This window comes from Burkholderia sp. GbtcB21, assembly GCF_019091065.1.
GTDB classification, from domain to species: Bacteria; Pseudomonadota; Gammaproteobacteria; order Burkholderiales; family Burkholderiaceae; genus Burkholderia; species Burkholderia pyrrocinia_C.
Genome location: NZ_JAGXKA010000004.1, coordinates 20,755 through 44,270 on the forward strand (window position 1 = coordinate 20,755; position 23,516 = coordinate 44,270).

General features: G+C 63.6%; 23 protein-coding genes and 2 pseudogenes. 20 read left to right on the top strand and 5 right to left on the bottom strand.

What is annotated here, in order from left to right; genetic code table 11:
- Positions 1–11: 11 nt before the first annotated feature.
- Positions 12–998, top strand: a complete 987-nt coding sequence (locus KVT39_RS11025) for a type VI immunity family protein (protein ID WP_217589029.1) — start codon at positions 12–14, stop codon at positions 996–998.
- 108 nt (positions 999–1,106) lie between these two features.
- Here KVT39_RS11025 and KVT39_RS11030 read toward each other — a convergent pair whose 3' ends face one another.
- The gene (locus KVT39_RS11030; RefSeq protein ID WP_217589031.1) at positions 1,107–1,409 is read right to left on the bottom strand and encodes an H-NS family nucleoid-associated regulatory protein; all 303 of its coding nucleotides are present in this window, start codon (positions 1,407–1,409) and stop codon (positions 1,107–1,109) included.
- A gap of 103 nt (positions 1,410–1,512) precedes the next feature.
- Between KVT39_RS11030 and KVT39_RS11035 the strand changes: the two are divergent.
- From KVT39_RS11035 to KVT39_RS11050, 4 genes and pseudogenes are all read left to right on the top strand, one after another.
- Positions 1,513–2,406: pseudogene (locus KVT39_RS11035) on the top strand (IS3 family transposase); the annotation flags it as partial.
- A gap of 58 nt (positions 2,407–2,464) precedes the next feature.
- Positions 2,465–3,187: an IS6 family transposase gene (locus KVT39_RS11040; RefSeq protein WP_181152319.1), complete on the top strand. Its 723-nt coding sequence runs from the start codon at positions 2,465–2,467 to the stop codon at positions 3,185–3,187.
- 72 nt (positions 3,188–3,259) lie between these two features.
- Positions 3,260–3,835: a lysozyme inhibitor LprI family protein gene (locus tag KVT39_RS11045; protein WP_217589032.1), complete on the top strand. Its 576-nt coding sequence runs from the start codon at positions 3,260–3,262 to the stop codon at positions 3,833–3,835.
- 33 nt (positions 3,836–3,868) lie between these two features.
- Positions 3,869–4,120: a PAAR domain-containing protein gene (locus KVT39_RS11050; protein WP_217589033.1), complete on the top strand. Its 252-nt coding sequence runs from the start codon at positions 3,869–3,871 to the stop codon at positions 4,118–4,120.
- Between the two features lie 420 nt (positions 4,121–4,540).
- Here the strand turns inward: KVT39_RS11050 and KVT39_RS11055 are convergent, their stop codons facing one another.
- Both KVT39_RS11055 and KVT39_RS11060 read right to left on the bottom strand, forming a co-directional pair.
- On the bottom strand, positions 4,541–4,744 hold the full coding sequence (locus KVT39_RS11055) for a hypothetical protein (protein ID WP_034185001.1): 204 nt from the start codon (positions 4,742–4,744) through the stop codon (positions 4,541–4,543).
- Between the two features lie 148 nt (positions 4,745–4,892).
- Positions 4,893–7,337: an AsmA family protein gene (locus KVT39_RS11060; protein WP_217589034.1), complete on the bottom strand. Its 2,445-nt coding sequence runs from the start codon at positions 7,335–7,337 to the stop codon at positions 4,893–4,895.
- 404 nt (positions 7,338–7,741) lie between these two features.
- Between KVT39_RS11060 and KVT39_RS11065 the strand changes: the two genes are divergently transcribed.
- The 8 genes and pseudogenes from KVT39_RS11065 to KVT39_RS11100 all read left to right on the top strand — a co-directional run.
- Positions 7,742–8,302, top strand: coding sequence for a hypothetical protein (locus KVT39_RS11065; protein ID WP_131947611.1), 561 nt, complete (start codon positions 7,742–7,744; stop codon positions 8,300–8,302).
- A 355-nt stretch (positions 8,303–8,657) separates the two neighbouring features.
- Positions 8,658–8,855: a hypothetical protein gene (locus tag KVT39_RS11070; protein ID WP_034185045.1), complete on the top strand. Its 198-nt coding sequence runs from the start codon at positions 8,658–8,660 to the stop codon at positions 8,853–8,855.
- 771 nt (positions 8,856–9,626) lie between these two features.
- Positions 9,627–10,526, top strand: a complete 900-nt coding sequence (locus KVT39_RS11075) for a LysR substrate-binding domain-containing protein (RefSeq protein ID WP_217589035.1) — start codon at positions 9,627–9,629, stop codon at positions 10,524–10,526.
- A gap of 163 nt (positions 10,527–10,689) precedes the next feature.
- Complete coding sequence (locus KVT39_RS11080; protein ID WP_217589036.1) at positions 10,690–11,439, top strand: SDR family NAD(P)-dependent oxidoreductase; 750 nt, start codon at positions 10,690–10,692, stop codon at positions 11,437–11,439.
- Positions 11,440–11,512: 73 nt separating this feature from the next.
- On the top strand, positions 11,513–12,838 hold the full coding sequence (locus tag KVT39_RS11085; RefSeq protein WP_217589037.1) for an MFS transporter: 1,326 nt from the start codon (positions 11,513–11,515) through the stop codon (positions 12,836–12,838).
- 40 nt (positions 12,839–12,878) lie between these two features.
- Entirely contained in the window at positions 12,879–13,724 is an 846-nt protein-coding gene (locus tag KVT39_RS11090) for a transketolase (protein WP_217589038.1), read from the top strand.
- The gene (locus KVT39_RS11095) at positions 13,721–14,719 is read left to right on the top strand and encodes a transketolase family protein (RefSeq protein ID WP_217589040.1); all 999 of its coding nucleotides are present in this window, start codon (positions 13,721–13,723) and stop codon (positions 14,717–14,719) included. The genes KVT39_RS11090 and KVT39_RS11095 overlap by 4 nt, the downstream gene beginning before the upstream one ends.
- A 3-nt stretch (positions 14,720–14,722) precedes the next feature.
- Positions 14,723–14,962: pseudogene (locus tag KVT39_RS11100) on the top strand (integrase core domain-containing protein); the annotation flags it as partial.
- Between the two features lie 174 nt (positions 14,963–15,136).
- On the opposite strand, the gene KVT39_RS38465 reads toward KVT39_RS11100, so the two are convergent.
- On the bottom strand, positions 15,137–15,265 hold the full coding sequence (locus tag KVT39_RS38465; protein ID WP_258170546.1) for a hypothetical protein: 129 nt from the start codon (positions 15,263–15,265) through the stop codon (positions 15,137–15,139).
- Between the two features lie 177 nt (positions 15,266–15,442).
- On the opposite strand from KVT39_RS38465, the gene KVT39_RS11105 reads away from it, so the two are divergent.
- From KVT39_RS11105 to KVT39_RS11115, 3 genes are all read left to right on the top strand, one after another.
- Positions 15,443–16,453, top strand: coding sequence for a hypothetical protein (locus KVT39_RS11105; protein WP_306795579.1), 1,011 nt, complete (start codon positions 15,443–15,445; stop codon positions 16,451–16,453).
- 162 nt (positions 16,454–16,615) lie between these two features.
- Positions 16,616–17,725, top strand: a complete 1,110-nt coding sequence (locus KVT39_RS11110) for a DNA alkylation repair protein (RefSeq protein ID WP_254640445.1) — start codon at positions 16,616–16,618, stop codon at positions 17,723–17,725.
- Between the two features lie 70 nt (positions 17,726–17,795).
- Complete coding sequence (locus tag KVT39_RS11115) at positions 17,796–18,443, top strand: N-acetyltransferase family protein (RefSeq protein WP_368858914.1); 648 nt, start codon at positions 17,796–17,798, stop codon at positions 18,441–18,443.
- 30 nt (positions 18,444–18,473) lie between these two features.
- On the opposite strand, the gene KVT39_RS11120 is transcribed toward KVT39_RS11115, so the two are convergent.
- Positions 18,474–19,352: a LysR substrate-binding domain-containing protein gene (locus KVT39_RS11120; RefSeq protein WP_105391498.1), complete on the bottom strand. Its 879-nt coding sequence runs from the start codon at positions 19,350–19,352 to the stop codon at positions 18,474–18,476.
- Positions 19,353–19,478: 126 nt separating this feature from the next.
- On the opposite strand from KVT39_RS11120, the gene argH reads away from it, so the two are divergent.
- From argH to KVT39_RS11140, 4 genes are all read left to right on the top strand, one after another.
- Positions 19,479–20,912: an argininosuccinate lyase gene (gene argH, locus KVT39_RS11125; RefSeq protein ID WP_217589042.1), complete on the top strand. Its 1,434-nt coding sequence runs from the start codon at positions 19,479–19,481 to the stop codon at positions 20,910–20,912.
- Complete coding sequence (locus KVT39_RS11130) at positions 20,906–21,799, top strand: amino acid ABC transporter permease (RefSeq protein WP_217589044.1); 894 nt, start codon at positions 20,906–20,908, stop codon at positions 21,797–21,799. Before argH ends, KVT39_RS11130 begins: the two co-directional genes overlap by 7 nt.
- Complete coding sequence (locus tag KVT39_RS11135; protein ID WP_105391495.1) at positions 21,796–22,599, top strand: amino acid ABC transporter ATP-binding protein; 804 nt, start codon at positions 21,796–21,798, stop codon at positions 22,597–22,599. The genes KVT39_RS11130 and KVT39_RS11135 overlap by 4 nt, the downstream gene beginning before the upstream one ends.
- An 83-nt stretch (positions 22,600–22,682) precedes the next feature.
- Positions 22,683–23,516 (top strand): ABC transporter substrate-binding protein, encoded by an 834-nt coding sequence (locus KVT39_RS11140; protein WP_105391494.1) that lies wholly within the window; start codon positions 22,683–22,685, stop codon positions 23,514–23,516.

Genomic DNA, 23,516 nt, shown 5'->3' on the forward strand with positions numbered 1-23,516 from the left:
GAGATGAAACGATGGACCCAAATCAGGTGATAGCAGAATTGCTTGAAGCGCATGGAGGTTTATGTGCGTTGGATAGACTACATCTTCCCTATGCGAGCGCCGACTCAGGGCCTGCCGCTAAATTTGGTTTGGGGTGCGAGCTTTATTTGCCTAGTATCGATCGAGCCGCACTTCGTGAGCAGGCGGTTCAGTTTCTACTGAACTATCAGGGAATGTTCCCAGAGCGAGTCAACGAGTTCCTTCGGCAAGATGCTCGTCGCTCCGTCAAGTTCTCGAATGATCTAGAGGCACTCATTCGCAACGACGCGCGCAAGGAACCTGCAGATGCGGGTTACAGTACCGCACTATTTGGCGCTGTCGACATCGGTTTGCAGAAAGACGACGTTGCTCCCTATCAAGCACATGTCCTGATCAGCCGCAGCAACCAGACGGATCTCTCGTTTGTCGCTGCGTTTATGCCCGTCTGTGGCGGTGATAAACCAAACGACGCAGTGCTGCTTGACGCGGTGTTGAGGTGGAGTGCCATGTGCCGACCCGTACATGGAACTGCGGGGCTTACGCTAATTTACGCGTCAGGAATGTCGCAGAACACCAAGTACGCCTTGCCGTTGATGAAACGCTTTCCAGGGTTTGATTTCATCGACGGCGTTGACTTCACGATGGAGGCGGAAGCGACTCATAACCGCATCAAGTGCGTGAACTGGCTAACGGTGCTTGGCGACGAAATTGTCACGGAGCTGGGGGGCGCCGGTCCGATGCGTGCTGCGCTCGAACCGACGTGCAAGATCCACGAATATCCCGGCGGCGTTGTGATTCAGGCAGGAGTGAATCCGCAGCTCGGCGACGCGACACGAGGCGACATTCCGGAGGCGTATCGGATGGTTGCGAGGTACACGAAGCCCGTCCGCTTCGAGGCATATTCAAGCCGACTGTTCCGCGTGCCGGACAATCTCGACAAGAAAGAAGAGACTCTGCGCTGGATCCGACGATTTGACTAGCGACTGCTTTGAGGTCGCGCGCAGCGCGGGGGCCTGACAGTATTCGCTCTCGGGCCCACGCTCGATTCAACCCCGGTGCCTTTTACCTTGGTCGGCTTGTTCGGATCTTTACTCCGCGTCCGGGATCAAAAAGCGGGCGCGATTCTTGGCATTCGCGATCCACTGCGGTGCTTTCCCGCGGCCGCTCCACGTCGCGCCGGTCTTCGGGTCGCGATACTTCGGCGCAATCGGAGCACGGGGGCTCGATGCAATGGCGCGACGTCGACCGAAAAGTTGCTCGGCCGTAATGCCGTATTCGGCAATCTGTTCACGGATCGTCGTGATGATGCTGTCCAGCTCGGTGAGCCGCGCTTCTTCTGCTTGCTGTGCCAGCGCGTCTGCCTGCGCTTTAAGTTCGCGATAGGTAGCCATGAGTGTGAAAGGACCGGCGCGTTCAACTGGTCATCGCAACACCTTCTGGTCTAATGTCGCCCTAGGAGGTAAGGTAGGTGAGCAAGAAGAAGCGGTGTGGGCTATCCGCCGACTAAAAAGCGTTGTTGTGGCAAAGATGGAAAGACGGTGAGTCGTTAAGTGCGTACTTCGCGAAGGACTCGACGTGAAGTACGCCTTCATCGAACGCAATCGCCGTTACTGGCCGATTTCGGTGTTATGCGAGGTGTTGGAAGTCAGCCCCAGCGGCTTTCACCAGCGGCGGCAACGCGCCGCTCAGGACAAGCCGCAGCGCAGCCGCGTGAGCGACGATGCACTGCTGGCGCACATCAAGGCGATTCACGCGGAAGTGAAAGGCGAATACGGCTGGCCGCGCATGTGGAAAGAACTGGTTGCACGCGGCGTACGTGTGGGCAAGGAGCGCGTTCGCAAGCTGATGGTGCAGCACGGCGTGCGTGCCCGGCACAAGCGCAAGTACATCGCGACGACGAACTCGAATCATGGCCTGCCGGTCGCGCCGAATCTGCTCGAGCGCAACTTCACGACGCTGGCGCCGAATCAGGTCTGGACGAGCGACATCACCTACTTGGCGACGGCTGAAGGTTGGTTGTACCTAGCCGTCATCATCGACCTGTTTAGCCGGCAGGTGGTGGGCTGGTCGATGCAGCCGCACATGAAGGCCGAACTGGTCACGGATGCACTGCGCATGGCATGGTTCCGACGCCGTCCCGAGGCCGGCGTGATTGTGCATAGCGACCGTGGCAGCCAGTATTGCAGCGGGCTCTTCCAGGACACGCTCAAGGCGTACGGCATGCGTTCGTCAATGAGCCGGCGCGGCGATTGTTGGGATAATGCGCCGACCGAAAGCCTGTGGGGTTCGCTGAAGGTGGCGCGGCTGCACGGCCGGCACTTTGCGACGCGACGAGCGGCGATGGACGAAGTCATCGATTGGCTCGGCTTCTACAATGCCCGTCGACTGGCTGTGTCGCAATAAGGCCTGCGGTAAGATCCGCGGTCTGACACCAATGGCGAATACCATGGCCAAGACGAAGAAAGCCCTGCGAAAGACAATGCCCGCAGGCACTGGCAAGGTATTGAAGCGTCTGCACTATCCGTTGGATGTGATCCTGCTGTGTGTGCGATGGTACGTAGCGTATTCGCTGAGCCTGCGCAACCTCGAGGAAATGATGGCCGAACGCGGTGTCGAGGTGGACCATTCGACGGTGCACCGCTGGGTGATCAAGCTCGTGCCGCTTTTTGAAAAGGCGTTTCGCCGACACAAGCGCCCGGTAGGGAAAAGCTGGAGGATGGACGAGACCTACATCAAGGTCAAAGGCCAATGGAAATACTTGTACCGTGCCGTCGACAAGGCTGGCAACACGGTGGATTTTCTGCTGCGTGCCCGGCGTGACAAGGCTGCCGCCCGGCGCTACTTCGAGAAAGCGATTGGCCAGAACGGTGCGCCGGAGACGATTACCGTGGATAAGAGCGGCGCCAATCTGGCTGCGCTCGCAGCGCTCAACGCTGACCGGCCAACGCCGATCAAGGTTCGGCAAATCAAATACCTGAACAACATTGTCGAACAGGACCACCGCGCCATCAAACGCATCATCAGGCCAATGATGGGCTTCAAGGATTTTCGCTGCGCACGCATCATTCTGTCGGGTATCGAAGTGATGCATATGATCCGGAAAGGGCAGATGAAAGACGTTGCTATCCGTCGGACCGTCGCCGATCAATTCTATTCGCTAGTTATCTAAGCAGTTCTTATCATAGATTAGATGCCTCGCCCTGCCATCCTTATCGCGACACAACCCTGTTGGAGATAGACTGTGACGAAGAATATTGTCTTTTGTGTCCTTATGCTTGTTTCCGGTGCCGCCTTTTCGAAGGTTGCTTGCAATGGCCAAACCAATGCAGAATTGACCAATTGCGCGCAAGCAAATTACGAGGCTGCGGATAAAATTTTAAATAAAAGCTACAATGATTTTCTGGGTGAGGTGTCCCCATCAGATAAGCAAAATCTCATTGCAACTCAGAGGGCGTGGGTAGTATATAAGGAGAAGTATTGCGGTGCGGCTTTTGACGCTACCGCTCCGGGGGCGGAGGCGGCTATTGATAAATTGGCTTGTTTGACGTCGGTGACGGAGGCGAGAACGGAAGAAATTCGCTACTTGGGGGCAGCGATCGGAATGGATATATTCAGGCGGTCGCTGACAGTAATGGCGAATTTGTATGAAAATGGGGACACCGGCAAGGTGATAGCGAAGCTGATAAAAAATACCCCCGATGGAGATAATCCTAATTGGGTTAAATATGTGGCCCTGAACTGCAAGATGACGGCCGGGAAGCTACACGAAGAGCGCGACGCCTGCACGGCCCGGCTTAATTTCTTCAAAAATTGGTGACGTTGATCTTCATTTCCCGCTAACGGAGAGCAGATGATCGATTTGATTCGCATTGGTGACGGCACTGACCACGGCGGTAAGGTCGAAACAGGCTCAACAACCATGCGCTTCGACGGGCGATATGTTGCGCGCAAGGGCGATCGCGTGTCATGCCCGCAGCATCCCGATGTGTCGCCCAACCTCATCGAGGAAGGCGACTCGACGATGACGGATGACGGCATCCCGATTGCCCGGCACGGGCATCGGGCGACATGCGGTTGTCACCTCATTTCTAGCCTTATCTGAAAGAGCCGGGTAGTTAGGGCGATTTCGTGCGTGACGAATGCACACGAAATCGCCATCCTGCGACTGCCACGCGGCCAGCTCGGGCCAGATGGCGAGACGTCGCAACGCTGGCACGATCCCACTATGACGGTGATTGGGGCGCCGGCCGAGGCCAGCGTCCCGATCGCTTTGCCTCATCAGGTCGACATCTCGCACTCTCCGTCGAGATCGTCGGGTGTGCGGGGTTGTCGGCCGTGATTCGCGGCGGAATGGCTTTGCGTAGAGCGCCATGGGACCTGCTGACAATGTCCAGCGACCTTCAAGCAAGGGATAGACAGTATCCCTTTGATTTATATATGCATTTATTTGGGGCCGCAAGGCAAAGCCTTACTGGGCCTAAAGGCGGCTGACCGGAAAAATGCGTGGAAATCAAGGGCACCCCTACAACAACGACAGCTGGCTCGAAATGCTCTCGTGGATAGCTTGACCGCTTTCCTTTGCCGGTCGGCCACGCTGGACTGCGGATTGTGCATTCTCGCGTAGCGCGTCACCCGCGTCGTCCTGTCGAAACTTGCGTACCCATTCGGTACCAAGCACATCGGCGGAGAACACGACGCCTGGCGCAATCTGAACAAGCTGGCTCATCGGCAGATCCTCCTAAGCGGATTGAACGTCGAAGTGCGCAGCAGCGTAGCGGGCGCTGCAGTTCCACACTTCGGGCCCTTACGCTCCCGTGCCGCCGTTGCTCGACACAGCAGGCCGACGTCTCCGTCCGAACTCGAATACCGCGGCCTTACCGGCCAGGAGCGGCGGTTCGGCCCGCACGCGTCGCTTGCTCGGGTTCGACAGCCGCCGGCGCGTGAGCCTTTGAAGCCGGCGGCGCCGCATTCATATACGCCGGTGCAGCCTTTTTCTCCTTTCGTACTCCCGGTGGCGGCGCGGTCGGGCGCTGCTCCATGTCGGTCAGCATCTGCTTGCACGGCAGCGGCTGATTGCGGCCCGGCTGGAGCAATGCGAGCAAACTCGCGAGCGGATTCAGCAGGCCCAGCGCCACCGCCGCCCCGCCGCGCGCGATGAGCGCGCCCGGCTTCACGCCCACGTGAGGCTGCTTGAAGGTACCGGTGACGTACAGCGGCGAGCGCAGCGATACCACCCGGAACCCCTTGGTATGCGGATGGATCGTCAGGTTCATGGTCTCGTCCCGCAGGTTCACGTTCCCGTTCATGCCGATCACCGCATCTGCGGTGTCGAGCGCGAATACGCGCGAGTCGAGCACGCCATTGGTGACCACGAAATCGGCCACCGCGCAGTTGATCTTCACGTCGCGATCGCCGAACAGCTTCTCGTACACCACGTTCGCTACGTTCAACCCGGCCGCTTCCATCAGCAACAGGCTTACGGTGCCGTCCGTGACCAGCGTCTTCACTTCTCCGTTGGACGTGGCGGCGAGCGCCGCCGGCGAGTTGCCGGTGGCCGACAGCGCGGCATCGCCGTTGACTTCGCCGAGCGCCGTCTGCATGACCTCGAACGTCGGGAATAGCCGCTTCAGCTTCAGGTGCCGCGCCTGCAGCGTGAACCGCCCCTTGAGCGGCGTGCCGCTGCCGTCCAGATGGATGTTCGACGCCAGCGTGCCGCCCGCGACGCCGAAGTTCAGCGGGTTGAGCGTCAGCACGCCGTCCTGCATGACGACGTGGGTCTTCAGATCGGTGATCGGCAAGCTCGGGGACTTGATGATGCGCTGCCCGGTGAACCGGACGTCGGCGTCGATCTTCTTCCAGCGCTCGGTGCGGAACGCCTCGACCGGCAGTGCCTTGTTCGCGGGCTGCGCGACCGCGGCACCGCGGCGCGCCTTGCTGGCATTCGTGTCGGCGCCGATGAGCGGCGCAAGGTCGGCGAACCGCAGCACCTTCGACACCAGCGTGCCCGACAGGAGCGGCCTCGGTTCGCGCGAAACGTACACCAGCGTGCCGGTGAGATCGCTGCCGCCGACACGCCCCGTGAAGTCCTCGTACTTGAAGACATTGCCGGACGCGCGGAATTGCCCGATCAGCCGTCCGTCGGTCGCATAGGGCGGGGTCTCGGGCAGCGTGATGCCGGTGACGTCGTACAGGTGCGCCATGCTGGTGCCCGCGAGCCACAGTCGCAGGTCGACCGCCGCCAGGTGCGCCGGATCGGTCAGCGTGCCGACCAGCGCCAGCTTCGTATCGCCGAAGCGCAAATTGGCCTGGACCGGAAACGGGCGCTGAACGCTTTGCAGCCCCAGCACGTTTCCGATCTTGCCAGTGCCGGCGACGTGCCCTTTCTTGTAGGTTCCGTCGACGGTCCACCCGATCGTGTAATCGCCCGTGCTTGCGGACGCCGCGGGCGCGGCGCCTGCCGACGCGCCCGACGCTGCCGTCGCGGACGTGCTCGACGCAGCCGATGCCGCCGGGGCGATCGCGGTAGTGGATATCGCGGCCGACGCTTGCGACGCCGCGGCCACCGCTTGCGACGCCGCTGCCGATGCGCGGGATGCCGCTTCGATACCCGACCCGGGCGCCGGCGATCGTGCCGCACCTTGGTGTACCTGTGCCGCGAGTTTCTTTTGGCCCTCCGGGCCGACGGCCTGCGCCGATTCGCTGCGCGCCAGCGCCGCCTGCTGCTTCAACGCATCACCGAACGCAATCGGCCTGCCGAGCGTGTCGATCACACCGCTCAGGTCGAATTGCTTCTGTTGGTCGTAGTAGCGGAGCTTGCCGGTGGCGAACGCGATATCGTGCAGGTCGAGCGTCCACTTGCCCGGATGATCGGCATTCTTGAGCTGGAACGTCCAGTTGACGCGCCCGTCCGCGAGGCGTTCGAGGTCGACGGACGGATTGACGAGGTCGATGGCCGGAATCACGATGCGGCGCGCGAGCAGCGGCAGCGCCTCGACTTCGAAGCTGATCGCGTCGAGCGTGGCGAAATGCTTCGTGCGCGCCCAGTCCGGGTTGGCGATCGTGACATTGCCGGCGCTGAATCGCGGCCACGGCACCCAGGCGCGCCAGCCGTGCTCGCTCACGGGCCGGTGCCACCCGACACGCAGGTCGCCGTTGATGGCGAACTGCCGTCCGATCGCGTCCGATACCTTGTCGTCGACCCAAGGGCGCGCGCGGTTCCAGTCGAACGTCACGATGAAGACGAACAGCGCGGCAATCGTCAGGGCAACGACAACGGCGAGCCACGCAGCCACCTTGCCGACGGTATGGCCGTTGCGCATCTTTCACTCCCGGGTTGGGCTGCACCGAAACGATGGCGCAATTCGTGTTCCCGAATGCGCTTCGACCGGCCAACCGGTCTGTTTCAGCGTTGCAACCGGGCAGGCGAGTCGGGAAATGGCGAGCCCAATGGGATCGGGAAGGGGAACCTTCCGCATCGACCCCGAAGGTTTCGACAAGGGCGAGCGACGTGTGCAGGCGCTTGAGCCGTGCGAAACGTATCAACGCTGAAACATTTTCATCCGTTCACGGCGACTTTCCGTGTATTCCGGCGGTTCGTATCGCCGTGCGAATCGAGTGCATTGCGATGGCATATCGCTTGCTACTGAGATTGACCCGCAGACGAGTGATCCGGGAAATAGCGTCCAGGTGCGATCGTCTTCATGAGGATCAAGAGGAAATCGTAATGAGCATACTTGCGACTTACACGTTCGCATTGCAGCACGGCAGCCATGTGACGTTCCTTATTCCTCAGAACGGCTGCCCATCCGGCGCGGCCCAGTTTTTCCTTGCCGCGCATCTGTCCGATGGCGCCGGATCGCTCGCCGACAGATTTCATCGAGCGAACAGGTTTGCCGAGCTGACTTCACCCGACGCGCACGAGAATTTGTCCTATCGCTACCTGGTCGATCTCGGCGGGCATATCGTCGCGTTTCGGCACGACTCGGAGGGGAACGAGTGGGAGCGGTTTTTCTCGGGACACTACGCGGAATTCATCAATGGGCACGCGCCGCTCAAGGTGCTCGGCGACGGCGTGCTGAAGCACATCAAGTCCTGCACCGGCGGAAATGACGAATGGGTGACGCGCGGGCAGCTTGTCAGGCGTCATGCCGCAGCCGTGGAGACACTGTCGTTGCAACGCGAACGATTTCCGGAGCGGGCGGATGTGATTTCAAGCTATCAAAGCGATGTCGATGCACTGGCCGTTTCTCTCCGGCGATACAGCGAATGTGAGGATTTCGAATGAATGCGGGAGAATGTTTCTTGAAGACATCGACCTGCATTATCTGACAGCTTCAAAAATGAATGATTTGATGATTATATGAAATGCGGTGGTATTTATAATTCATACCATTTCGCATGTTTTCTTAATTTAGATCAATGATAACGTTTCCGAATCAGGGCATCCACCTATGAGGTAGCGGACCGAAATGGATGCGAGCGCGTTAGAATGTGCCCACTAAATTTCGCATTGAATCGTCGCAGGAAATGGTGGGGGTCGTTACAAACTCTCGAGCACCTCGTTACGTTGAAAGCGGGAGGCATGCGTTCGCGCATGTATACACAATCCAATTGTCCGATACGAACATTCCATGCAGACCATGCTAAGTCCGCACGAAATTACTACTTTAATGATCGTTCGGGATGCGCCAGATCAGATCGAACTGGATCGCGACGAACTCGTCACGCTCATCGAGCATCGCCTGATCGCCCTTGATCAGCCGGCATCGGGTTGTCGGCGTGTCCAGGTTACCGCAGAGGGCCGCGCTGTCCTGAGAGCGGTGTCGCGAATGCGCTAAGTGATCCGAGTTGGCCGAAAATGAGGGAGGCTGCTATGAGCGGAGCATGGGTCGGGTTCGTGGTCGGCGCGTTCGTGCTGGCGTTTGCGGCAATTGCCGCAATGAACCGCTATCGCCGCGAACATCGTCGCGCGGAACTGCTTAGAAATCTGGACCACCATGAGTGGTGGCACTGGACTCATACCTCCACTGCGGGTTCGCGAACCGCGAAAAGATGAACCACGCACATCGCAGGCCAGGCATCCGGCAGCAGGTCGCGCGCGACACGTTGCAATGACGCGTCGCGCGTGGCCGTCTCTACCAGGTACTTCTTCGGTCACCACAACTGCCTCTACGGGGTGCATGCTGGCGGGCGCGCCTGAGGTTCGTTACTCCGGAGAGGGCGAAGGTGTATCGCTATGGTATGCAGCAGGGGTCGCTTTGATTCCGGTGCAATTTTCCGGATAGATCTACCCCAGCTTGGCGGTGCCCCTGACTTCCTGAGATTCCCTTCCGAAAGCGACGTTCCACCAAACGGTCGGCCTCTTCGCGGCCACGACGTCAGGGCCTGCGAGTCCACCGTGTGCCATATTTGCCTGAGCGTTTTGATCTAGTCATGCGAAGCGGCGTGGAAGCGCGTTTCGTCGGCAAGGAAGTGGGCGGCAGGAGCCCGGATCGACCGGCGCTCTAGAATTGATGCCTGTGCCGAAGCGCCCTTGCCCGGACAAACCGTTCGCCGTTCATGTCGACGCCGGCCGGTCGGGCGAGTAGACCTCCTCAACGGATTCCAACATGCGCATCCCACCACTAAAGGCAATCATCGCGTTCGAAAGCGTGGCCCGGACCAAGAGCGTGAATCGCGCTGCGGACGAGCTCGGCCTGACCGCATCCGCCGTGAGCCACCAGCTCAGCAACCTCGAATCGCTGATCGGTCAGCCGCTGTTCCAGCGATCGGGGCGCGGACTCGTCCTCACGCCGACCGGCGAGCGCTACCTGGCGGACGTCACCGGCTCGCTGGCCGACCTGAGCCGCGCAACCGAGCGCGCGTCGAGCCGCACCGAAGTCGATATCCTGCGCGTGCATTCGAGCCCGAGCTTCGGGTTGATGTGGCTGCTGCCGCGGCTGTCGTCGTTTCAGGAGGCGAACGGCGATATCCAGCTGAACCTCGCGTGCTCTTACGAAAACGTGTCGTTCTCGAACGGCTTCTACGATATCGATGTCCGGCACGGCTACGGCAACTGGGACAACCTCGAGGTCAGGACGGTGCGCGGCGAGTTCATTGCGCCGCTCGCTTCGCCGCAATATCTCGAACGGCATCCGGTGAAGGCGCCGGAAGAACTGCTCGCGCATCGGCTGATCTATTCCGAAACGCCGTTGGTCCAGTGGAAGCAGTGGTTCGGTCGAGCCGGCGTATCGCTCGCGGCTCAGAAGACCTTCGATTTTTCATTCGACCGGTCATACATGTCGCTCGAAACCGCTGCGCTGGGCCTGGGCATCGCGCTCGAAAGCCTGATGCTCGCGTCGGTGAAAATCCGCGAAGGGCTGCTGGTTCCGGTGTTCGACGACACTCATGCGGTCGAAGTCGGCGCGCATCACCTCGTTTACCCGCGGCAGAACGCGGAACTGCCCCGCGTGAAGCGTTTCCTTGCATGGATCGAGCGGGAGGTCGCGGCTGACGGGCGGCCGGGCTGAGCGCCACGCCCTCCGGTCCGCACGCGATATTGCGTTGCAGCACCCGCGGCGCGCCGTGCGGCGTCATCTGAAATTTTCTCAACTATGGCTGAGCGTTTCCGCGTTGATGCGGGTGTCCGGTGAGCCGACACTCTGGACACACATCAACAACTGGAGACGACCGATGTTGCTCGACAACAAGACCATCATCGTGACAGGCGCCGCATCGCCGCGCGGTATCGGCAAGGCCACGGCCCGCACGCTGGCTGCGCACGGCGCACGGGTTGCGATTCTCGACCTTCGCCGCGAAGACGCCGAGGCGGCCGCCGCCGAACTCGGGACGGACCATCTCGGCCTGGCATGCGACGTGACCGACCGCGACGCGTGCGTGGCCGCGGCCCGCGCGACGCTGGAGCGCTATGGTCGCATCGACGGCCTCGTGAACAACGCCGGCGTCACGCAGCCCGTGCGCACGATGGACATTTCCGGGCGCGACTTCGACGCGATCGTCGACGTGAACCTGCGCGGCACGCTGTACATGTCGCAAGCGGTGCTGCCGGCGATGAAGGAGCAGCGCGGCGGCAGCATCGTGTGCATGTCGTCGGTGTCCGCGCAACGCGGCGGCGGCATCTTCGGCGGCCCCCACTACAGCGCCGCGAAGGCCGGCGTGCTCGGCCTCGCGAAGGCGATGGCGCGCGAATTCGGCGCCGACCATATCCGCATCAATTCGATCACGCCGGGCCTGATCCAGACCGACATCACCGGCGACAAGCTGACGCCCGACATGCGCGAGGAGATCATCAAGGGCATTCCGCTCGGCCGCCTCGGCGATGCCGCCGATGTCGCCAACGCATGCCTGTTCCTGCTGAGCGACCTGTCGAGCTACCTGACGGGCATCACGCTCGACGTCAACGGCGGGATGCTGATCCACTGAAACGGTGCCGCGAAACGCGCGGCGCCGCCCATCATGCACCCGGGACAACCCGGGGCCATGGCAGGAGACAAACATGAGAGCAAAATACCCCGCACCGCCGGTTCCGGGCGAGATGCTGCAACGGGACGATGCGCGGACGTTCGAAGCGGCCACCTACGCGAAGGTGGCGCGACGGCTGATCCCGTTCCTGATGCTGTGCTACCTGGGCGCCTATCTCGACCGCGTCAACGTCGGGTTCGCGAAACTGCAGATGCTCAACGACCTGCGTTTCAGCGAGACGGTATACGGCATGGGTGCAGGCATTTTCTTTCTCGGCTACTTTCTGTTCGAAGTGCCGAGCAACCTGATCCTGCATCGCGTCGGTGCGCGCCGCTGGCTCGCCCGCATCATGCTGACGTGGGCAGTCATTTCGGCGAGCTTCGTGTTCGTCAAGTCACCCACCGCGTTCTATGTGCTGCGGTTTCTGCTCGGCGTCGCCGAAGCGGGCTTCGCACCGGGTGTGATCCTGTACCTCACGTACTGGTTCCCGTCGGCACGCCGCGCGAAGGCACTGTCGCTGTTCTTCATGGCGATTCCGCTGGCGGGGATCATCGGCGGGCCGCTGTCGGGCGCGATCATGCATTCGCTGCACGGCGCGATGTCGATGGCGGGCTGGAAGTGGTTGTTCCTGCTCGAGGCGCTGCCTTCGTTCGTGCTGGGCTTTGCGATCCTGCTGTATCTCGATGACGGCATTGCCGGCGCAAAATGGCTGACCGATGCCGAAAAAGCCTTGCTGGCGCGCAACGTGTCGGCCGACGCCGAGCACACTACCGCCCACCTGTCGATTCGCGCGTTCGTCGCCGACCGCCGCCTGTGGCTGATGGCCGCGATCTACTTCTGCGTCGTGCTCGGTCAGTACGGCCTCACGTTCTGGCTGCCCACGATCATTCGCAAGGCCGGGGTCGCCGATCCGCTGTGGGTCGGCCTGTTCACCGCGATCCCGTATGCGTGCGCAATCGTCGCGCTGCCGCTGATCGGCATGAGCGCGGATCGCCGCCGCGAGCGCCGCTTCCATCTCGCGGTGCCGATGCTGATCGCGGCGGCGGGCTTCGCGACTTTGCCGACGCTCGGCAGCGTCAGCGCGTCGATCGTGTGCCTGAGCATTGCGTCCGCCGGCATCCTCGCGTCGTCGTCACAGTTCTGGTCGCTGCCGACGGCCCTGCTGGGCGGGATGTCGGCGGCGGCGGGCATCGCCGCGGTCAACTGCTTTGCCAATCTCGCGGGCTTCTTCTCGCCTGCGATCGTCGGCTGGCTGAACGACCTGACCGGCAAGTCCACTGCGGGACTGCTCTTCATCTCCGTCGCGATCACGGTCGGCGCTCTGCTGGTGTTCCTGGTGCCCCGATCCGTTAACCGCTGATTCGATTTGCATTCCTTCCGACTCAATACTGGAGCTATCGATGGATACCGAAACCATCCATGAAGCGGTCACGCTCGCCGAGCGCGCGTACCGCATCCGAAGAAACGCCGTGCTGATGGGCGAAGTCCAGGGGCAGGGCTATGTCGGCCAGGCGCTCGACATCGCCGACGTGCTGGCCGTCGCGTATTTCGGCGCGATGCGCTATCGCCCCGACGATCCCGAGTGGGAAGGGCGCGACCGGTTCCTGCTGTCGAACGGCCACTACGCGATCGCGCTGTACGCGGCGCTGTTCGAAGCCGGCATCCTGCCGGCCGAGGAACTCGAAACCTACGGCAGCGACGACAGTCGCCTGCCGATGTCGGGGATGGCGAGCTATACGCCCGGCATGGAAATGTCCGGCGGTTCGCTCGGGCAGGGCCTGACGATCGCGGTCGGTCGTTGTCTGGGCCTCAAGCGCAAGGGCTCGGATGCCTCCGTCTATACGCTCTTTTCGGATGGCGAGCTCGACGAAGGTGCGATCTGGGAAGGGCTCATGTCGGCCGCGCACTGGAAGCTCGACAACCTGATCGCGATCGTCGACGTGAACAACCAGCAGGCCGATGGCCCGTCGACGCAAGTCATGGCGTTCGAGCCGCTGGTCGACAAGCTCGAAGCATTCGGCTGGTATACGCAGCGAGTCGACGGCAACGATATCGACGCGGTAAAGCGCGCGTTCGACAACGCGCGCCGACATGACAAGCCGCAGCCGCGGATCATCGTCTGCGACACGAAGATGGGGCGCGGTGTGCCGTTCCTCGAAGCACGCGAGAAGAGCCATTTCATCCGCGTCGATGCGCACGAGTGGAAGCTCGCGCTCGACGCACTCGAAGCAGGGAGACACGCATGAGCACCGTCGACAACAAGCCGCGCCTGAAGACTTCCGCGATGATCGCGTCCATCGCGGCAGAAGGGCAGACTACGCGTCCCGCGCCGTTCGGCCATGCGCTCGCGAAGCTCGCGCGAACGAGCAGCCATGTGATCGGAATGACCGCCGATCTCGGAAAGTACACCGACCTGCACATCTTCGCGAAGGAATTTCCGGAGCGTTACTACCAGATGGGCATGGCCGAGCAGTTGCTGATGGGCGCGGCCGCCGGGTTCGCGCACGAAGGGGCGCAGCCGTTCGTCACGACCTATGCGGTATTCGCCACGCGCCGTGCATACGACTTCATTCATCAGGCGATTGCCGAGGACAATCTCGATGTGAAGCTGGTGTGCGCGTTGCCGGGACTGACGACCGGCTACGGGCCGAGCCACCAGGCCGCCGAAGATCTGGCGCTGATGCGTGCGATGCCGAACATGACGGTGATCGACCCGTGCGACGCGCTGGATATCGAGCAGATGGTGCCGGCCATTGCTGCGCACAAGGGGCCGGTATACGCACGCCTGCTGCGTGGAAACGTGCCGGCCGTGCTCGATGAATACGATTACCGTTTCGAACTCGGCAAGGCCAAGCTGCTGCGCGACGGCAACGACGTGCTGCTGATCTCGTCCGGGATCATGACGATGCGCGCGCTCGAGGTTGCGAAGGCACTTGAAGCCGATCGCGTCGATGTGGCCGTGCTGCATGTGCCGACGATCAAGCCGCTCGATACGGCAACCATCGTTCGCGAGGCGGCGCGCAAGGGACGCATGGTGATCGTCGCCGAGAACCATACGGTGATCGGCGGGCTCGGCGAAGCGGTGGCGACTGCGTTGATCGGGGCCGGCGTTGCCGTACCGTTTCGCCAGATCGCGCTGCCGGATGCGTACCTCGCCGCGGGCGCGTTGCCGACGTTGCACGAGCGCTACGGGATCTCGACCGGCGCGATGCAGGCGAACATCAAGTCGTGGCTCGCGTAGCAACTGAAGCCACTGACGCCGCCGGTGTGCAGCCCGCCGAGCAACGGCATGGCTGAGAGCTTCGTGAAGACGATGAAGCGCGACTATGGGGCCTTCTCGTGCTGAAACCGGATGCAGCGACGGCCGCGCGGAATCTCGCCGTTGCGTTCGAGTATTGCAACGAGAAGCATCCCCGGATGCGCGCTGAAATATCGCTCACCACGCGAGTTTCGACGCGCGGTGGATTCATCGACCGTAGTGTGAGGCTGGGTCCGGGACTGCGGGGTAACTCCGCTTTGTGTCGTGGCCGCGGTGGCCATCGGCTCCGCGGCACGTGACAGGTGCTGTTGTGCCGGGGGGGCGCTGAGGCGGCAAGCAGCGTGGATTCTGGTCCGGATTGTCCGGCGGGGGCGGTGAGGTGCGCCGGAACCGCTTCCGTCACAACAGGCAGACCCGACGCAGCGTGACCGTTCTCCGATAGACGGATTTATCGAGCCATGGCACGAACACATACTCGTCGTATGCGTCGCAACCGATCAGAATCCAGTGGGACAGAACGTTGGACATGATGGTCTCCTTGACTCCGTTCGCTTCGATGTGAAGGGCGCCGACGCGTCGCGGTCGTCATCCGTCGGCCCACACACCGTATACCTGGCGAGTACGGCGTCTATTCCCGAAACCGCGCGATGCACTTCTTGCGCGGGATGTCGCGCGTCGCTGGAATAAACGGGCCCGCTCCGCGGTATGCCGATCAAGCGGCGGACGCATCGAGGGGAGGCGCCAATGAACGGCAAGGAGAGGCAAACCCGGAACATTCCGGGCCGATCGCAGCGCGATCGCGACGGTGCCCCGCAGGTGAACGAGGCATGGCGGCCATCGTTGTTCCAGGATCGCATCGGCATGCGCCCGCCGCGGCGCAACCGCGCGCCGCGTCCCGCGCAGAACGCGATCGACTCCGATGCCGGTAAAACGGCGTCGGCGCAAGACGGGATGCATACGGCCGCGCGAAGGCTGCAACTCGGTTCCGGCATCCTGCTGTGGCTCTATATTTCCGTCCATATGGTCAATCACGCGCTCGGCATCTGGTCGATCGATATCGCTGAGCGCGCGCTGCATCTGGCAATCGGGCTCTGGCAAAGCGCGCCCGGCACGATCCTGCTGTATGGCGCGGCCGGCCTGCATTTCGCGCTGGCGATCCGCACCATCTACGGCCGCCGACACTGGGCGCTGCCGCCCGCCGAATGGCTTCGTCTGTGGGCGGGCCTCAGCCTGCCCTTGCTGTTGATACGTCACGTCGTCGGGACACGGGTTGCGACATCGTTCTACGGCTTCGAGCCGAACTACGAACGGGTCATCGTGTCGCTCCTCACGAGCGGCACGCAGGGTTTGCAGATCGCGCTGCTCGCACCGGGATGGGTACACGGCAGTCTCGGGCTGTGGTTTCATTTGCGCCGCCATGCGTTTTTTTGGCGTGCGAAGTTCGTGCTGCTGGCGATGCTCGTCCTGCTGCCTGTGCTGTCGGCGGCGGGATTCGTGCAGATGACGCGTGCGATCGTGCCGGGAAGTCTCGCCGTACCGGCACCCGACGCGGCGCTGGTCGCGCACCGCGCCGCGCTCGACGGCTGGCGACATCTCCTCGTCGCCGGGTATCTGTCATTGATTGCGGCCGCGTTCGCCGGCGGTCAGCTGCGAAACAGGTTCTCCAGCGGCGATTCGCACGATCCATCCCGCGAGCAGCGGCGAACGGACGCATGAACACTGCCCGCCCGCTCGCGGTTCGCGTTCCGCGCGTGTCGATTGCGTCCCGTACGGGGGCGCCGGCCGGGCAAAGACTGCTGACAGGAACTGGCAGGGGCTTCGGCGATACTGTGTGCTTTCGCAATCATCGATCTGCGGCGCACGTCGGATCCACTCGCAATGACCACCACTCAAGCTCCCGTCCCGCTGAAGGAATCGCTGGCAGCGCGGCAGTTCCACGCGCTGTCCGACGTGCTGCATTCGATCGAGCCCGCCTTCGACCGGGCGGCATTTCTTGCGACGGCGCTCGACGGCCTCGACGGCTTGACGCTGATGGAGCGCGTCAGGCGCGCCAGCGTGGCGATCGACACGGGGGCGCGGTCGCTACCCGGCGGATACGATGGCGTGCTGGCGTTGTTGCAGGAGGCGGCACCTCGATTGGGCCGGGGTTTCGTCTCGCTGATCGCCCCCGACTACGTCGGGCAGTACGGTCGGCACGCATTCGACCGCTCGATGGACGCGCTGAAATATTTCACGCCGTTCGGCTCGTCGGAATTCGCGGTGCGCGAATTCCTGCGCATCGACAGCGCTCGCGCGCTCGCAGTGATGGAAACCTGGTCGTACGACGCGGACGACGCAGTGCGCCGCCTGGCAAGCGAGGGAAGCCGCCCGCGCCTGCCATGGTCGTTCCGGCTGCGCGAGATCGAGGCCGACCCGGCGCTGGCCGCGCGGATACTCGACAATCTTCGCGCTGACTCGAGCGCTTATGTACGCCGCTCGGTCGCGAATCACCTGAACGATGTGGCGAAGACGCATCCTGCATGGGTGCTCGATCGAGCCGAAAGATGGGGCGGCGACCATCCGTATACGTGCTGGATCGTTCGTCGTGCGCTTCGCACCCTCGTGAAGCAGTGCGATGCGCGAGCGCTCGCGATACTGGGTGCCGAAAGCGCGCCTCTCGTGGAAGCCGGTCCGTTTGGCGTGACGCCTGCGCAGGTGGTGCTCGGCGAGTCGATCACGCTCGCCTGCGAGCTGCATTCGACGGCCGGCACGGCGCAGCGGCTCGTCGTCGATTATCGTATCGCCTACGTGAAGCAAAATGGCGATGCGTCGCCGAAGGTGTTCAAGCTGAAGGTACTGACGCTCGAACCCGGCCAGCGCATCACGCTGAGGCACAGTCGGCCGATCCGCGATTTCACTACACGCCGGCACTATGCGGGCCGGCATGAGGTCGAGCTGATCGTCAACGGCCGGGTCGTGGCGCAATCGTTCTTCGAACTCGCCGTGTGAGCGGTCGTTGGCTGGTGCGAAGGAGGGAGTACGAAACGACGGACGTGTCGGCCGCCGGCCTTCGGAGATCGTGACCGGTGGCCAGCCGCGGGCCACCAGCGGTCATTCGACATCGCTGCCAGGATCGTTACAATCCGCTGCATACACCGCACCCACTGGCGCAAAGCCACCCGACAGGGAGTCCTCAATGACTGGAATATCCATCAGGTCCGCAAACATCGACGACGCACAGGCGATCGCCGATTTCCACGTCAAGGTCTGGCGGCACACCTATCGGGATCTCGCACCGGCACAAGCGCATGCCGTGCTCGACGAGCGCTATCGCGGCAAGAAATGGCAGGAAAAGCTGGCGTCGAACGACGCCGACCAGCTCGTGCTGATTGCGGAGACCGACGGCAGGATCGTCGGAATCGGCGCGGCTGGCGCGCCGTCGGAACCGATATTCGACGGCCGTGGCGAGATCAAATTCCTGTATGTCGATCCCGAATTCAAGCGTCGCGGCATCGGCCGCAAGCTGCTTGCCCAACTCGCAACGCATTTGAGAAGGCTGCGGTATCGGGGTGCCGCGTTGAGTGTCGTCAACGGAAACGCATCCGCGATTGCCTTTTACGAGGCGCTGAATGCGCGGTTTGCCGGCGAGTACGTCGATGCGGGGCCGATCTGGCGGTCGCACAACATCGTCATGGTGTGGGACGACCTGGCGAATCTCATTTCCTGACCGAAACCCTGCCGCAAGCAACGACGCGCATCACGCGAGGCATGCTCGCAGCCACGACGTGAACGCGGTCACGAGCGGCGTCCCGGTCAGCTCGTGACGCGTGACGAGATAGTACGCATGACGTGACGGCACCGTTGCGCTGAACGGCCGCACGAGCGTGCCGTCGATCAGGTCGTCGCGCACGGACAGGCTGTCGCCGAGTGCGACGCCTTGCCCGTGCACCGCGGCTTCGACGCCGATGTGCGCGTTGCCGATTTCGAGGATGCGGATGCCCGGCAGCTTGTCGGCGTTCGCTTCCGCCAGCCAGCGCATCCACGAGCCCGCATGCTCGCAGAACAGCGTGCGCCCGGCGAGATCCTGCACCTTGCGGATCGCATCGGGCCCGTTCATCAACGCCGGGCTCACGACCGGGAACAGCGCCGGATGATCGAGCAGCTCGACGTGCCGATTGCGCCAGGTGCCTTCCCCGTAACGGATGCAGACGTCGACGTCCGTCGAATAGATCTCGCGTTCGTCGTTCGACGGAATCACCTTCAGATGGATGCCCGGATAGCGCTCGAGAAAATCGCCGATGTGCCGGGCGAGCCAGCGCGACGTCAGCGACAGCGGCGTCGACACGACGAGATCGCCGACGGCGGCCGGCGAATCGAGCCTGACGGTGGCGTTCGCGATCAGGTCGAACGCGGCGCCGACCGGTTCCAGCAGCGCCTCGCCTTCGGGCGTGAGCTTCACGCGCGCCTTTGATCGGACGAATAGCGCGACGCCGAGCGTGCTTTCGAGAATACGGATCTGGTGGCTGACCGCGCTCGCGGTCACGTGCAGTTCGTCGGCGGCGGCCGACACGCTGCCGCGCCGGGCGGCGGCCTCGAATGCGCGAAGCGGGTTCAGCGGGGGCAGGCGGTTGCGCATCGGCGGGCGCGTCGAAGGCGACGGTGCTGAGAAAAACTTCATTTAAGCGGAGCCAATTTCTCGCTACAACAAAAAAAATTGAATGCCTACAGTGGGGGCAATCCAACCGAGTCGAGGTCGACCGCAATGAGCCTTACCGAACCGATCGAACGCCTGTGGGGCGGCCGCTTCCAGTCGGAGCCGTCCGACGCGCTGCAGAACCTGTCCCGCTCCGATCCGAGTTTCTACCGTCTCGTGCCGTACGATCTGGCCGGCTCCCGTGCGCATGCGCGCGAATTGAACCGCGCCGGCATCGTGAACGACGACGACCTCGCGCAGTTGCTGGCCGCGATGGACGGCATCGCGCGCGACTACGCGGCCGGTGTGATCGCGCCGTCGCTTGCCGACGAAGACGTGCACACGTTCCTCGAGCGCGTGCTCACGCAGCGGCTGCCGGCGCTCGGCGGCAAGCTGCGCGCCGGGCGTTCGCGCAACGACCAGGCGGCGAACGATCTGCGCCTGTACCTGCGCGACAAGGCGCGCCAGCTCGTGCGCGGCGTGCTCGACCTGCAGCAGGCGCTGGTCGGCCAGGCGAGCCGGCACGTCGACACGGTGACCGCCGGCTTCACCCACCTGCAGCCCGCGCAGCCGATCGTGTTCGGCCATCAGTTGCTGGCGCATGCGCAGTCGCTGTATCGCGACGCCGACCGCCTGGTCGACTGGGACCGCCGCACCGCGCGTTCGCCGCTCGGCGCGGCCGCGCTGGCAGGCTCGGCGATTTGCGTGCGGCCCGAGCTGTCCGCGCAGGAGCTCGGCTACGACGCGCCGTGCGAGAACTCGATCGACGCGGTGGCCGCACGCGATCACGTCGCCGAATTCGCGTTCGTCACGAGCATGCTGGCCGTGAACCTGTCCCGCCTGTCGGAAGAAGTGATCCTGTGGACGTCGCGACAGTTCCGCTGGGTGGAACTCGACGACGGTTATGCGACGGGCAGCTCGATCATGCCGCAGAAGAAGAACCCGGACATCGCGGAACTGACGCGCGGCAAGGCGGGGCGCCTGATCGGCAACCTGACGGGCCTGCTCGCGACGCTGAAGTCGCTGCCGCTCGCGTACAACCGCGATCTCGCGGAAGACAAGATCGCCGCGTTCGATTCGATCGACACGCTCGAACTCGTGCTGCCGGCGATGGCGGGGATGATCCGCACGATGCGCGTGAACGTCGACGAGATGCGCCGCCAGGCGCCGCTCGGCTTCACGCTCGCGACCGAGGTCGCGGACTGGCTCGCGCTGACGGGCGTGCCGTTCAGCGAAGCGCACGAGATCACCGGCGCGCTCGTGCGGGCGTGCGAACGCGACGGCATCGAGCTCGCGGACGCAAGCGCGGAACAGCTGCAGGCCGTCGACCCGCGCCTCGCGCCGGCGGTGCGCGCGCATCTGACGCTCGACGCGGCCGTCGCCGCGCGCGGCGGCGCGGGCGGCACGTCGCCCGCGCGCGTGCGCGAGCAGATCGGCCGCCTGAGCGGTGCGATCGAACGCCAGGCCGCCTGGGCGGCCGACTACCGGGGGCCGTCATGCTGAGCGCATCCGATTCGAGCCGTCTCGACGGCGCACCCGGGCCGGCCGGCGCCGCGGCAGACGATACCGCAGGCCTCGTGCGCGTGCGCCGGCGCTACTGGGGCCGTTATGTCGCGTCGATCGCGATCGTTGCCGCGATCGCCTACGTGGCCGCCGCGTTCGCGCGCGGACAGATCGAGTGGCGCGTCGTCGGCCAGTTCCTGACCGCACGCTCGATCCTGACGGGGCTCGGCAACACGATCGTGATGACCGTTCTCGCGATGACGCTCGGCGTCGTGCTGGGCGTGGTCACCGCGGTGATGCGGCTGTCGTCGAACCCGGTGCTCGGCGCGATCGCGCAGGGCTACATCTGGCTGTTCCGCGGCACGCCGATCATCCTGCAACTGCTGCTGTGGTTCAACCTCGCGCTGGTGTTCCCGACGCTCGGCATTCCGGGTATCGCCGAATTCCGGACCGTCGACGTGATGACGCCGTTCCTCGCGGCGGTGCTCGGGCTCGGCATCAACCAGGGCGCGTATACGTCGGAAGTCGTGCGTGCGGGGCTGCTGTCGGTCGACACCGGCCAGTACGAGGCCGCGAAATCGATCGGCATGCCGCGCCTGCAGGCGCTGCGCCGGATCATCCTGCCGCAGGCGATGCGCGTAATCGTGCCGCCGATCGGAAACGAGCTGATCGGCATGGTCAAGCTGACGTCGCTCGCGAGCGTCGTGCAATACGCGGAGATGCTGCACAACGCGCAGAACATCTACTACGCGAACGCCCGCGTGATCGAGTTGCTGATCGTCGCGGGCATCTGGTATCTCGCGGTCGTCACCGTGCTGTCGCTCGCGCAGGCGCGCGTCGAACGGCGCTTCGCGCGCGGCGCGGGTCGCGCGGCGGGCCGCACATGAACGACACGACCCTCAACCATCGGGAGAACGTCATGACGAACGCGGTCGTTCGCGCGGTCGACGTGCGCAAGTCGTACGGCGATTTCCAGGCGCTGCACGGCATCACGCTCGACGTCGCGCAGGGCGAAGTGCTGTGCATCATCGGGCCGTCGGGCTCGGGCAAGAGCACGTTCCTGCGCTGCATCAACCAGCTCGAGACGATCAGCGCGGGCGCGCTGTGGGTCAACGGCGAACTGGCCGGCTACCGGCGCGCCGGCAACCGGCTCCACGAGCTGTCGGAGCGCCAGGTCGCGCGCCAGCGGCTGGCGACGAGCATGGTGTTCCAGCGCTTCAACCTGTTCCCGCACAAGACCGCGCTCGAGAACGTGACCGAGGGCCCCGTGCAGGTGCTCAAGCGCCGCCGCGGGCAAGCGGAGGAGGAAGCGCGCGCGCTGCTCGCGCGCGTCGGGCTCGCGCACAAATGCGACGCGTTTCCGGTCGAGCTGTCGGGCGGCCAGCAGCAGCGTGTCGCGATCGCACGGGCGCTCGCGATGCATCCGCAACTGATCCTGTTCGACGAGCCGACGTCGGCGCTCGATCCCGAGCTCGTCGGCGAAGTGCTGGCCGTGATGCGCGATCTCGCGAAGAGCGGGATGACGATGATCGTCGTCACGCACGAGCTCGGCTTCGCGCGCGAGGTGGCCGACCGCGTCGTGTTCATGGACGGCGGACGGATCGTCGAGAGCGGGCCGCCCGACCAGGTGCTGTCCGCGCCGACGCACGCGCGTACGCGCGATTTCATCTCGGCCGTGATTGCATGACCGGGCCGGGCGCCCCGTACCGAAGCGCCCGAACGATTCCACCGTCAACGATACAAGCCCACCACGACAAGGCGATACTCCCCATGAAAGCATCCGTCCTGACCCGCACGCTGGCCGCCGTCGCATTCGGCGCGCTCGCGCTGCATGCCTCCTTCGCAGTCGCGCAGGCCGCGAGCGCGAAGCGCACGCTGAACGTCGCGATCGTGCCGAACTATCCGCCGTTCGAATACAAGGACCCGGCGACCGACAAGCTCGCGGGCTTCGACGTCGATCTCGGCGAAGCGCTCGCCGCGAAGATGGGCGCGAAGCTGAACTGGGTCGAGACGAGCTTCGACCAGATGATGAGCGCGGTCGCGACGCAGCGCGTCGACATGATCCTGTCCGGCATGACCGACCTGCCGACGCGCCGCGACGCGGTGACGTTCGTCGACTACATCGAAACGGGCCCGCAGTTCTATACGCTGAAGGCACGCGCCAGCGAGTTCGCGCAGATGAGCGCGCTGTGCGGCAAGCGCGTCGGCTCGAGCCGGCGCACGTCGTTCCCGGACAACACGACCGCGTGGAGCGCGGAGAACTGCGTGAAGGCCGGCAAGCCGGCGATCGTCGTGGTCGGCACCGACGGCTCGTCGGACGCGCGCATGCAGTTGCGCCAGAACCGTATCGACGCGGCCGTGCAGGGCGGCGAGACGCTGCCGTACCAGAACGGCCTCGAGCAGAATGCATACGCGCCGGTCGGCAAGCCGTTCCTGTCGCAATACACGGGCATCGGCGTCGCGAAGAGCAACACCGCGCTGAGCAGCGCGCTGACGACGGCGCTGAACCAGCTGATCGCTGACGGTTCCTACCAGAAGATCCTGGCGAAGTGGGGGCTGCAGGAGCACGCGGTGACGAAGGCGATGATCAACGGCACTCACTGA

Bases quoted from the DNA above. Each gene is read 5' to 3' on its own strand.
- KVT39_RS11075 (WP_217589035.1), top strand. From the start codon at position 9,627: ATGCGCATCCCACCACTAAAGGCAATCATCGCGTTCGAAAGCGTGGCC.
- KVT39_RS11025 (WP_217589029.1), top strand. From the start codon at position 12: ATGGACCCAAATCAGGTGATAGCAGAATTGCTTGAAGCGCATGGAGGT.
- KVT39_RS11080 (WP_217589036.1), top strand. From the start codon at position 10,690: ATGTTGCTCGACAACAAGACCATCATCGTGACAGGCGCCGCATCGCCG.
- KVT39_RS11050 (WP_217589033.1), top strand. From the start codon at position 3,869: ATGATCGATTTGATTCGCATTGGTGACGGCACTGACCACGGCGGTAAG.
- KVT39_RS11120 (WP_105391498.1), bottom strand. From the start codon at position 19,352: ATGCGCAACCGCCTGCCCCCGCTGAACCCGCTTCGCGCATTCGAGGCC.
- KVT39_RS11030 (WP_217589031.1), bottom strand. From the start codon at position 1,409: ATGGCTACCTATCGCGAACTTAAAGCGCAGGCAGACGCGCTGGCACAG.
- KVT39_RS11060 (WP_217589034.1), bottom strand. From the start codon at position 7,337: ATGCGCAACGGCCATACCGTCGGCAAGGTGGCTGCGTGGCTCGCCGTT.
- KVT39_RS11135 (WP_105391495.1), top strand. From the start codon at position 21,796: ATGAACGACACGACCCTCAACCATCGGGAGAACGTCATGACGAACGCG.
- KVT39_RS11140 (WP_105391494.1), top strand. From the start codon at position 22,683: ATGAAAGCATCCGTCCTGACCCGCACGCTGGCCGCCGTCGCATTCGGC.
- KVT39_RS11095 (WP_217589040.1), top strand. From the start codon at position 13,721: ATGAGCACCGTCGACAACAAGCCGCGCCTGAAGACTTCCGCGATGATC.
- KVT39_RS11090 (WP_217589038.1), top strand. From the start codon at position 12,879: ATGGATACCGAAACCATCCATGAAGCGGTCACGCTCGCCGAGCGCGCG.
- KVT39_RS38465 (WP_258170546.1), bottom strand. From the start codon at position 15,265: ATGTCCAACGTTCTGTCCCACTGGATTCTGATCGGTTGCGACGCATAC.
- KVT39_RS11065 (WP_131947611.1), top strand. From the start codon at position 7,742: ATGAGCATACTTGCGACTTACACGTTCGCATTGCAGCACGGCAGCCAT.
- KVT39_RS11055 (WP_034185001.1), bottom strand. From the start codon at position 4,744: ATGAGCCAGCTTGTTCAGATTGCGCCAGGCGTCGTGTTCTCCGCCGAT.
- KVT39_RS11070 (WP_034185045.1), top strand. From the start codon at position 8,658: ATGCTAAGTCCGCACGAAATTACTACTTTAATGATCGTTCGGGATGCG.
- KVT39_RS11130 (WP_217589044.1), top strand. From the start codon at position 20,906: ATGCTGAGCGCATCCGATTCGAGCCGTCTCGACGGCGCACCCGGGCCG.
- argH (WP_217589042.1), top strand. From the start codon at position 19,479: ATGAGCCTTACCGAACCGATCGAACGCCTGTGGGGCGGCCGCTTCCAG.
- KVT39_RS11105 (WP_306795579.1), top strand. From the start codon at position 15,443: ATGCCGATCAAGCGGCGGACGCATCGAGGGGAGGCGCCAATGAACGGC.
- KVT39_RS11085 (WP_217589037.1), top strand. From the start codon at position 11,513: ATGAGAGCAAAATACCCCGCACCGCCGGTTCCGGGCGAGATGCTGCAA.
- KVT39_RS11110 (WP_254640445.1), top strand. From the start codon at position 16,616: ATGACCACCACTCAAGCTCCCGTCCCGCTGAAGGAATCGCTGGCAGCG.
- KVT39_RS11040 (WP_181152319.1), top strand. From the start codon at position 2,465: ATGGCCAAGACGAAGAAAGCCCTGCGAAAGACAATGCCCGCAGGCACT.